7 protein-coding genes are annotated in these 10,751 nt (G+C 52.6%); 5 read left to right on the top strand and 2 right to left on the bottom strand.

From position 1 onward, the window contains the following. Positions 1–211: helix-turn-helix domain-containing protein (locus ABYW01_RS06205; RefSeq protein WP_372831628.1), on the top strand; the 211-nt coding region annotated here is incomplete at its 5' end. Between the two features lie 93 nt (positions 212–304). On the opposite strand, the gene ABYW01_RS06200 is transcribed toward ABYW01_RS06205, so the two are convergent. Next, positions 305–2,113: a DEAD/DEAH box helicase gene (locus ABYW01_RS06200; RefSeq protein WP_372831627.1), complete on the bottom strand. Its 1,809-nt coding sequence runs from the start codon at positions 2,111–2,113 to the stop codon at positions 305–307. Between the two features lie 256 nt (positions 2,114–2,369). Here ABYW01_RS06200 and ABYW01_RS06195 point away from each other — a divergent pair, with 256 nt between their 5' ends. After that, positions 2,370–3,518, top strand: a complete 1,149-nt coding sequence (locus ABYW01_RS06195) for a DUF3524 domain-containing protein (RefSeq protein ID WP_372831626.1) — start codon at positions 2,370–2,372, stop codon at positions 3,516–3,518. 76 nt (positions 3,519–3,594) lie between these two features. Here ABYW01_RS06195 and ABYW01_RS06190 read toward each other — a convergent pair whose 3' ends face one another. After that, positions 3,595–4,446, bottom strand: coding sequence for a response regulator (locus ABYW01_RS06190; RefSeq protein ID WP_372831625.1), 852 nt, complete (start codon positions 4,444–4,446; stop codon positions 3,595–3,597). A 120-nt stretch (positions 4,447–4,566) separates the two neighbouring features. On the opposite strand from ABYW01_RS06190, the gene ABYW01_RS06185 reads away from it, so the two are divergent. From ABYW01_RS06185 to ABYW01_RS06175, 3 genes are all read left to right on the top strand, one after another. Next, on the top strand, positions 4,567–5,430 hold the full coding sequence (locus ABYW01_RS06185; RefSeq protein WP_372831624.1) for a TraB/GumN family protein: 864 nt from the start codon (positions 4,567–4,569) through the stop codon (positions 5,428–5,430). Between the two features lie 130 nt (positions 5,431–5,560). After that, positions 5,561–7,807 carry an ATPase, T2SS/T4P/T4SS family gene (locus tag ABYW01_RS06180; protein WP_372831623.1) on the top strand — a complete coding sequence of 749 codons (2,247 nt, stop codon included), beginning with the start codon at positions 5,561–5,563 and terminating at the stop codon, positions 7,805–7,807. Positions 7,808–7,849: 42 nt separating this feature from the next. Continuing rightward, a complete protein-coding gene (locus ABYW01_RS06175) occupies positions 7,850–10,060 on the top strand; it encodes a CHASE2 domain-containing protein (protein ID WP_372831622.1) in 2,211 nt (736 codons plus the stop codon). The last annotated feature ends 691 nt before the right edge of the window (positions 10,061–10,751 follow it).

Genomic DNA, 10,751 nt, shown 5'->3' with positions numbered 1-10,751 from the left:
CTCTTATCAGAAGATTAAGGATGAGTGTCGTAAAAAGGCTGCGTTGGGGTATATCAACTCGCCGCAGCTATCGATCAACGACGTGGCGAGCCTGATGGGATTTGATGAACCGTCGGCGTTCTTTAGGTCATTCAAGAAGTGGACCGGGATGACACCAGGTGAATACCGACGCAGTGATGCCTATCAGGAGCTGTTAAGACAGGTCGATTAGGCACCCCGAGCAATATAAGGGTTCCCGAAAACAGGCAATAAAAAAGCGGACAAAGGTTAAACCTGAGTCCGCTTTTTTGAATCGCTCACTGTATTAGCTGTCTTTGCGAGGTGGACGCTTAGCGCCGCCGTTGCTAGGACGCTTACGTGGTGGACGACCCTTAGGTGCGCCTTCAGAGTCTTCTGCCTGACGCAGGTTCAGGCGCTGACCGCATACGAAAGTACGCTTCAGTTTCGCCAGTGTCTCCTTAGGCATACCGGATGGCAGATCAACGGTGCTGAAATCATCATAGATTTCGATCTGGCCGATCAGCGATGCGGTAATGTTACCTTCGTTGGCAATCGCGCCGACGATGTTCTTAGGCTGTACATTGTGCTGGTGGCCCACAGCGATCTGGAAACGTTCCATATCCATATCCGGACGACCCTTCAGCGGCTTAGCAGCGCGGTCGAATTCACGACGACGGCCGCGATCACCACGATCACCGCGATCACCGCGATCACCGCGATCACGATCACCACGTTCGCGGCGTGTGCCACGGTCGTCGCGACGTTCGCGTTCTGGACGTGGTGGTGGCTCAACCATCAGCAGTGGCTGGTCGCCTTGTGCCAACAGTGCCAGTGCCGCAGCAATGTTCAGCGGATCGGTATCGTGTTCTTTCTGGTATTCGGACAGCAGATCCAGGTATGGAGACACATCCTGGTTATCCAGAGTGTCACTGATGCGCTGCATGAAGCGCTCAACACGTTTCTCGTTCACATCACCTACGCTTGGCAGGTCCATGCGCTCGATTGGCTGTTTAGTCGCACGTTCGATAGTGCGCAGCATGCGCTGTTCACGGGGTGCAACAAACAGAATTGCTTCACCGGTACGACCAGCACGGCCGGTACGGCCAATACGGTGTACGTAAGATTCAGCATCGTATGGAATGTCGTAGTTCAGAACGTGGCTGATACGCTCAACGTCCAGACCACGAGCAACCACGTCGGTGCCGATCAGAATATCTGTTTTACCATTCTTCAGGCGCTCAACCGTACGCTCACGCTGCTGCTGAGACATATCACCGTTCAGTGCTTCTGCGGAGTAACCGCGAGCAGACAGTTTTTCGGCCAGCTCTTCGGTTGCAGACTTGGTGCGTACGAAGATCAGCATCGCATCAAACTGCTGCAGTTCCAGAATACGGGTCAGAGCGTCCAGCTTATGCAGGCCGCTTACACGCCAGTATTTCTGAGAAATAGTCGTGGCGGTTGCTGTCTTAGAGGCAATGCGTACTTCTTTTGCATCGTTCAGGTACTTCTGTGCCACGCGCTTGATCTGTGGTGGCATAGTCGCAGAGAACAGCGCGATCTGACGCGTTGGTGGTGTGTGATCCAGAATCCACTCGACATCGTCGATGAAGCCCATACGCAACATTTCGTCGGCTTCATCCAGCACCAGTGCTTCCAGCTTGTCCAGCTTCAGGGAACCACGACGGATGTGATCCATCACGCGGCCCGGAGTACCGACGATAACCTGTACACCACGACGCAGCTGACGCAGCTGTGTTTCGTAGCTCTGGCCACCGTATATAGGCAGCACGTGGAAATCGTTCATGTATTTAGCGTAGCTCTGCAACGCTTCTGCAACCTGAATAGCCAGCTCACGGGTTGGAGCCAGTACCAGCAATTGCGGGTCACGGCGGTTGGTCTGCAAGCGTGTCAGCAGTGGTAGTGCAAATGCTGCGGTTTTACCGGTACCAGTCTGGGCCATACCCAGCAGGTCTGAACCTTCCAGCAGAGGCGGGATACTTTCAGCTTGAATTGGGGAAGGTGTTTCATAACCAATCTCGTTAATCGCTCGCAGAATGGGCTCTGCAACCCCAAGAGAGGTGAAAGTAGTCGGCTGGGTGCCAGATTCGGACATTAAATGGATACCTGTATGCAAAAAAGAGACAATTGCCCGCGGAGGGAGCTGTCAGGAGTGGTAAAAGCGGCGAATTATACAGGAAAAAAGTAATAAATGTCTAATAAGTTGGACGGTTTAATGTTTATGAGAGTTCGCTCAAGCAAAGAATGTTGGTAGGCGCTTCGTTCGATTACGCTAGAATAGCCCGCTGAACCGTTTCTTCTGTTGTTCCTAACTGTTGTTTCTATATTGCTCCCAGGGTTGTATCGCATCCATGAAAATACTCCTGCTTTCCGCATATGATGCCGCCAGCCATATCTATTGGCGTAAAGGACTCGTGGCTCAGTTCCCCGAGCATGACTGGCAGGTGCTGAGTCTGCCGCCACGTTACTTTTCATGGCGTATTCGTGGTAATAGCCTGAGCTGGGCGTTTGGTGAGCAGAACCTCCTCAGCCAGCCGTATGACCTGATTATCGCAACGTCCATGACGGATCTGTCCGCGTTGAAGGGGATGGCCCCCCGGTTAGCGACGATCCCAACGCTGGTCTATTTTCACGAAAACCAGTTTGCTTACCCGGAATCGGGCCGTGAGTTTGGCAGTGTCGAGCCGAAGATCCTTAACATCTATACCGCGTTGGCTGCGGATCGGGTGTTGTTTAACACCGAATACAACCGCGGCACGTTTCTGGCGGGGAGTCGAAAGCTGCTGAAGAAGTTGCCCGATCAGGTGCCCGCTGGCCTGATTGACCAGTTGGCGGCGCGTTGTGAGGTGGTGCATGTGCCGTTGCCGGATCGTCTTTTTACAGAAACACCGCCAGCATCCGATTCCGCGGTTGTCTGGAATAATGATCAACCTGTTGATGGCCGACCTTTACGCCTGATCTGGGCGGCGCGCTGGGAATTTGATAAAGGTCCGGATCGTTTACTGGCCATACTGCGCGTACTGGAGCAGCGGGGGACCGATTTTCGTCTCTGTGTGTTGGGAGAGCGCTTTCGTCATTCGCCAAAAGATTTTGATCAGATTGAAACGGAATTCGCGCATCGGCTGGATCAGTTTGGCTATGCCGAGAGCCGTGATGAATATCTGAGCTGGTTAGGTGCCGGCGATCTGATACTGTCAACTGCGACCCATGAGTTTCAGGGGTTGTCGGTGCTTGAAGCGGTGGCGATGGGGTGTATTCCGGTGTTACCGGGTCGAGAGGTTTATCCTGAGCTGTTTGCAGCATCCTATCTATATGAAGATTGCGGCAAGGATATCCTGAGGGAAGCAAAATTAGCGGTGGATCGCATTATCCTGCACGCTGAACGCCTGAGATGCGGGGAGGCTGAGGTTCCCGATGTTCACGCACTTAGCTGGTCTCAGCTCAGACCCGCGTATGAACAAGCGATGGAAGACACGCTGAAAGCCGCAAAAAAGCGTTAAGCGGTCAGCCAGAACTGAAGCAGCCCGGTTGAGCTTTACCGGGTTGTTTCAGTTCTGATCTAATCGTTCGTGTCATTCAGTCCAGCAGGCGGTGCAGCAGACATTTAACTTCGACGGGTGAAAACGGCTTGTCGATCAGCGCATCGATACCGCAGTGATTAATATGGCTGAGTTTGGTTTCGTCCTGTTCAGAGGTCACCATCATTACTGGCAGTGATGACAAACTCTTGCTGTTACGGATATAGGTGGTGAGTTCTGCGCCATCGACATTTGGCATATTGAAATCGGTCACGACAAAATCCACGATCGTTTCTGACAGCGTGGCGATCGCTTCAGCGCCATCAACCGCCTCCACAATGTCAGTAACACCCAGATTACCCAGCACCCGTGAAATCATCTTGCGAGCCATTGTGCTGTCATCCACAACCAGTGCTTTCAGCGACGTAATTTCGTAGTTTTCCAGCTCCAGCTCTTCCGGAGACAGGAGCTCAACCGTCGCGTTGAGTGCGCTGTTGAGGTGCTGGCGGGTGAACGGTTTTGGCAGAATGGCAACAACACCCGACTGCTTAAAGACTTCAAGCTGTGCCAAACGGGTTTCACTGGTCACCAGCATAAACGGGGTTTCTGCACAGTGCGGCAGTTTCCGAATTTCTTCAAGCAGATCCAACGCCGTGCCGTCTTCAAAATACAGCGCACTGGCTATCAGATCCGGGCTGACGGCTGAGATACTCTGTAGCGCCTCGTTGATGGTGGCTGCCTGGTCGATCGCTGTCACTTGTTCATGATTCAGCTCTTGCTCGATGACTTTACGCTGCATCGCTGATGGTTCAACCAGCAGGATGTTCAGATCGCTTTGCGACAAACGCTCCATTTTTACAACAACCTCAAAGTGTGTGCTATTCGCTTTAGGATCATAAACATAGCGCATATTTACACATTATTGAATCAACATAACCTCATGTCTGCGTGACAATTGGGTTGTGCATGCGCTTCTGCGGGGGAGGCTGCTATGCTGAAGCATATTAATTGGGTGACGGGAGATTAGGGAATGAACAAGCTGGCCTTATGGATTTCAGGGGCATTGTTGTCCTGTGGCATCGCGCATGCAGAGACCTCAGTGTGGCTGGTGGAGAAGGGAAAGGATCGTCTTTTTCTGGGGGGTACTATCCATGTTTTGTCATCAAGCGATCTACCGTTACCGGCCACGTTTCATAGGATTTTCAACGACACCGATGTGCTGGTGTTGGAAACTGATATTTCGAAACTGACCTTGCCAGAGAACTCCATGCGCTTACTGGGTATGCTGACCTATTCTGATGGTCGCTCCCTGCGTGACGTGGTCAGTGCTGAAACCTTTAGCCAGGTCGAGCATTTTGCCAGCACTGAAGGTGTACCTATCACCATGTTTGAACGTCTGACGCCGGCGGGCGTTGCGCTGACGGTTCTGAGTATTGAACTCGCTAAAGCGGGTATTCAACATGAAGGGGTGGATACCATCTTTCACAATCAGGCACAGGCGAGTGGTAAGCCTGTGCAGGGGCTTGAGTCCATTGATGATCACCTGCACTTCGTGGCCAACATGGGGGCAGGCGTTGAAGACCAGTTTGTCAGTCAAACGCTGGCGGATGCGCATAAAACCCGTGACGGTATTCGTACCATCATCGATGCGTGGCGTTCCGGTGATGTAAAAGCCCTTGAAGGCGCGGTACTGGACGACATGCCAGAGGATTATCCGAAGTTGTATCAGGAGCTGCTGGTGCAACGAAATAACAACTGGATGCCGCAGATCCTCAATATGTTTGAGACTCCAGAGCAGGAGTTTGTGCTGGTAGGGGCTGCGCACCTGCTGGGACCGGATGGCCTGCTTAAACAGTTACAGGGGAAAGGGTATTCCATCATGCAGCTGGAATAGGAGCGTCCTGCACCTTTATCCACCTTGCTTGAAGACGGACTTAAACGCATCGACACTAACTTAGGCTTTCCAGTACGCCCGGCGCTCTTTAGAATCAGGTCAAACGGAGACCTGAAGCGCCAAGGTGTGTATGAGCAAAGAGATGTTAAAGGATTCGCCCCAGTTTTACGCAAGCTTGAGCGAAGTTCTGAGTCTGATCAATCAGTCCAGCAGTTTTACGGACGCCTTTCCGCTGGTAGAACATGCGATTCTGCGTTTATTTAAAGCAGAACGTATCACCATCTACCAACGTAATCTCGCTAGCACCGATATCTATTCTCGCTGTAAAAGTGGCGATGATCTTACCGAGATCCGCGTACCTGTCAGTACCACCTCCATCTCCGGATATGTGGCGTTTTCCCGCAAGCCGCTGCTGATCAAAGATGTGGGTGATGCGGATGAGTTGAAGAAGATCCATCCCAACCTTCGTTACAACGCTAGTTTCACTGCGGACATCCGCTTTGAGTCACGCTCAATGGTCGTTGTGCCAATCGAGCACAAACAGGTATTGCTGGGCGTCTTGCAAATTATTAACCGCAGCGACGGCAATAGCTTCGATCAGCAGGACATGCTGAAAGCAGAGGCTTTTGCTCAGCGGCTGGCGCAGAAATTTCGGGCGGACTTTGGTTGTACCAACGGCCCTTACGAATACCTGACCAACGAACAGTTGCTGGAACCCTACCAGCTGCAGCACTACATTAAACAAGCGAGCAGTGCCTTTCCGCTGACCCGTTTGTTACGCAACGATGCACGTTTAACCACCGAGCAGATTGGCCGCTCACTGGAAAGTTATTATCAGGTGCCGTTTGTGCCCTATGCGCCTGAAACCTACCAGATCCACCCGGTATGCGAGAACATCAAACTCAGTTACCTGAAAAGCAATAATCTGGCGCTGCTGACCAATGGCAAAAGTGATGATCAGGTGATTATTCTGATCGATGATCCCAACGATACCTCGCGGGTATTGTCGATGTCGCATCTGTTGGGGACGCGTCATGTGCAGATCTGCGTGGGCTTGGTGGATGATATTCATCAGTACCTTGGATTGGCATCGCTCGGTTTTGAAGATACCAGCGAACAAACCGATGAAGTTGAACTGGTGCTGTCCAGCAATGACCGGCTGGGCGAGATTGAAGAGATCGAAGAGCTGGACGGTCAGGGCTCTGATGTGGTCCAGCTGGTGAACCAGTTGTTACTGGATGCGAAACGCTGGAACGCCTCGGATGTGCATATCGAACCGGGAAAAGAGCGTGAGCCGACACGGGTACGGTTACGTATCGACGGCGATTGTCAGGAGAGTATCCAGATCCCCAACAATCACACCCGTGCGATTATCTCCCGCATCAAAATCATGGCGAACATGGATATCTCCGAACGCCGCATCCCGCAGGACGGTAAGTTCAGCGTGCGTATGCAAAACCAGCTGCTGGAGTTTCGTGTTGCAACCCTCCCGACGGTGAACGGCGAAGCGATGGTCCTGCGTCTGCTGCAAAGTGGTGAGCCGATCCCGTTCAACAAACTCAACTTTAACCCGCGTAATGCACGTGAGTTGAAGACATTGATGACCCGTCCACATGGGCTGTTGCTGGTGGTGGGACCAACCGGCTCGGGTAAAACGACCACCTTGCATGCGTTGTTATCGGAGTTGAATACCCCGGATAAAAAGATCTGGACGGCGGAAGATCCGGTGGAGATCACCCAGTCAGGTCTGTTGCAGGTTCAGATACGGCCGAAGATCGGTCTGGATTTCCCCGCGGCGCTGCGTTCCTTCCTGCGTGCTGACCCGGATGTAATTCTGATCGGTGAGATGCGTGACCGTGAAACCGCGAAAGCAGCCGTGGATGCGTCATTAACCGGGCATTTGGTGTTATCCACCCTGCATACAAACTCTGCACCGGAAACCATCACCCGTTTGCTGGGTCTGGATCTGGACCCGGACGACTTCTCTGAAGCTTTGGTGGGGGTTGTGGCTCAGAGACTGGTGCGTAAATTGTGCAGCGACTGTAAGCAGCCGTATCAGCCAACACAGGATGAGGTGGAACTGCTGATCCGTAAATCGGGCGATCCCAATCTGCTGCTGACACCGGCATCCACACTCTACAAACCGAAAGGGTGTGCCGAGTGTGGGAACACCGGATATCGCGGCCGTATGGCGATCCACGAACTGTTGGTCTCCAGCGACCAGATTCGTGACCTGATCAACCACAATGCGGATGTTGGGCAGATCACCCGACAGGCAATGGAAGAGGGTATGACCACGTTGCTGGCCGATGGCGTCAATAAAATTCTCTCCGGTGATCTGGATTATCCACAGCTACAGCGTGTTGCCGCAGAGTAAACGTGGCCGACCTCTTACGGAGTTATCACGGATGAAACCGTTATGAACCAACGCAAAATCCGCATCTTGTTTGGCCTGTTTCTTACGTTACTGGTGCTGATTCCGGTGTTGACCGGCAACCGGCCGTTGTTGCTGGAACGGTTTGAACTGGATCTGTACGACCTGCGGTTGCAGCAAACCCTGTTGGACGAGCAGGACCCGCGTATCGTGATCGTAGATGTGGACGAAAAAACCATGTCGCAGGAGGGGCGCTGGCCCTGGAGTCGTGACAAGGTGGGGGCGATGGTTGATCGGCTGTTTGATCAATACGGCGTTGCGATTGTGGGTTTTGATGTTGTATTTCCTGAGCCGGATACCCAGATCAGTCGGTACACTTTACAGCAGATCTCTGAGGGCGAAGCCAACCTGAATGTACGGGATCTGCTGAAGTTATCCACCTATCTCTATCCTGATCAACGCTTTGCCGATGCGATCGATTCACGGCCAGTGGTGCTGGGTTTCCCGTTTGATCACGGCACGTTGGATCGCACCGGTGCAAAAACGGTAGGCGCATTGGCGGCACCGGTATTGGCACCTGATCCCCGTCTGGCATCGATCCCGTTTCTGACCGCCGATGGCATGATCGGCAACCTGCCGCTGCTACAGCAACGTACACTCTGGGGCGGTTTCTTTGATAACCCATCCGTGGATGTAGACGGCGTCTATCGTCGCGTACCGCTGCTACAGCGTTATGAAGGACAGTATTACCCATCACTGGCCCTGTCGATGATGATGGCCCTGTTTGGCGAAACAGAAGTTGTGCCGGTGATTGAATCGGATGCCACCGGGAAACACAACGCGATCACCGCCGTGGAAGTGGCTGGTATCCCCGTGCCGGTTGATGAACACAGTGCCGTGCTGGTGCCTTACCGAGGGCCGCAAGGCAGTTTTCCCTATGTATCGGCCACCGATGTCCTGCGCGGCACCGCCGATCCTAAAGTGCTGGACGGTGCCATTGTGTTGATAGGCACCACCGCAGCAGGTTTGTTCGACCTGCGAGTCACACCGATGAGCAGCCGTTATCCCGGTGTGGAAGTGCATGCAAACATACTGTCCGGCATGTTGGATGAGCGTATCCATCATCAGCCGGATTACACGGTTGCGGTAGAACTGGTGCAGCTGGTGCTCAGTGGCTTATTGATGTCCCTGCTGATCCCGCGTTTATCGGTGATCCGGGGGGGGCTGCTGACGCTGGTTTGGCTCAGTATGATTCTTGCACTCAATATTTACGCCTGGACCGAACTGATGTGGGTGATCCCGCTGGGGTACACATTAGTGTTGGTGGTGCTGTTATTCCTCTTCCAGCAGATGGCCGGATTCTTCTTCGAAACCCGTAACCGTATGCAGTTAGCTGGCGTGTTTGGTCAGTATATTCCACCGGAGATTGTCGCGGAATTGAACACTGAAGGTACGGAGGCACAGCTGAAAGGTGAAAGCCGTGATATGACCGTATTCTTCTCAGATATCCGTGGCTTCACCGGACTGTCCGAATCACTCACGCCGCAGCAACTGACACGGATGATGAACGTCTACCTGACACCGATGACAGAAGTGATCCACAGCTATCGCGGTACGGTGGATAAGTATATCGGTGATGCTGTGATGGCTTTCTGGGGCGCGCCCTTGGAAGATGCTAAACATACACGTCACGCGCTGGATGCGGCGATGAAAATGCAGGCAGAGCTGGATAACGTGAATACTCTGCTTGCCAGTGAAGGGCTACCGGCGATCTCAGTAGGTATGGGCCTTAACTGCGGTGAGATGAACGTAGGTAATATGGGATCCAGCTTTCGTATGGCATATACGGTGATGGGGGATGCGGTGAATCTGGGAGCGCGTCTGGAAGGGCTGACCAAATTCTACGGCGTGTCGATCTTAGTCAGCGGTGAGCTGGTGGCGCGGGTACCCGAATACCGTTTTATGGAGCTGGACTGTGCGCGAGTGAAAGGGCGGGCCGAACCCGTGAAGCTGTATCAGCCGCTCTGTCTGGAATCTGAACTGGACTCCACCACTAAGGAGCAGGTTGAACGGTTTGAAGCGATGGTGCTGGCGTATCGTTCGCGTGAGTGGGAGCAGGCATTGGCGTTGCTGGATCAGATGGATGAGACGGTGATCAGTCCGGTGTTGATTGAGTTGTATCGGGAGCGGATTCAGGGGCAGATGGATACGCCATCGGATGATTGGGATGGGGTGCATAATCATTCTTCGAAGTAGCTTCTCCTTCTGCACCTGATTTGGATAGGGTGTTGTTTAGATACATCTTATTTCGCCCTGTTTGGGCGAGGTAAGGGGAGTCTCTGAACTCCCTTTACCAATCCCCGTCAGCCCTACTACTTGCTCTGCTTTGCAGAGTACCCTGTGCGTTTCTAAATAACGCTAAACGAATAAACTCGGCCTGTGGCCTCAAACAGAATTCGTTTTTAACACTTTCTTTCTGCAGTGCTCGGCTGCGTAGAAGGGTCATGCTCCCTCAGTACACTGAAACTAATGTATCCAGTAGGAGAAAGTTAGATTCGGGGATATTCATTCAACGTTTGGGCTTGGGAAGTTTTCCAAAATTGCGGGAATTCGCTTCAGTTTCAGTTGTCGCGATATTTCCGATCTATCGCTAATATTTAGCATCTTGTTTCGCTCTTGTTGAGCGAGACAAGGGAAGTTTCTGAACTCCCCTTATCAATCCCCGTCAGCCCTGCTACTTGCTCTGCTTTGCAGAGTGCCCTGTGCGTTTCGAAATAAACCTAAACGAATAAACTCGGCCTGCGGCCTCAAACAGAATTCGTTTTTTACGCTTTCTTTCTGCAATGCTCGGCTGCGTAGAAGGGTTATGCTCCCTCAGTAAACTGAAACTATTGTACCTAATAGCCAGTACCCAGCAGCTAAATTCAGGGGCATTTACTAAATGTTG

The organism is Pontibacterium sp., from assembly GCF_041587635.1.
Classification (GTDB): Bacteria; Pseudomonadota; Gammaproteobacteria; order Pseudomonadales; family Balneatricaceae; genus Pontibacterium.
Note: the sequence above shows the minus strand (reverse complement) of the source record. Positions and strands in the feature narration are given on the sequence as shown.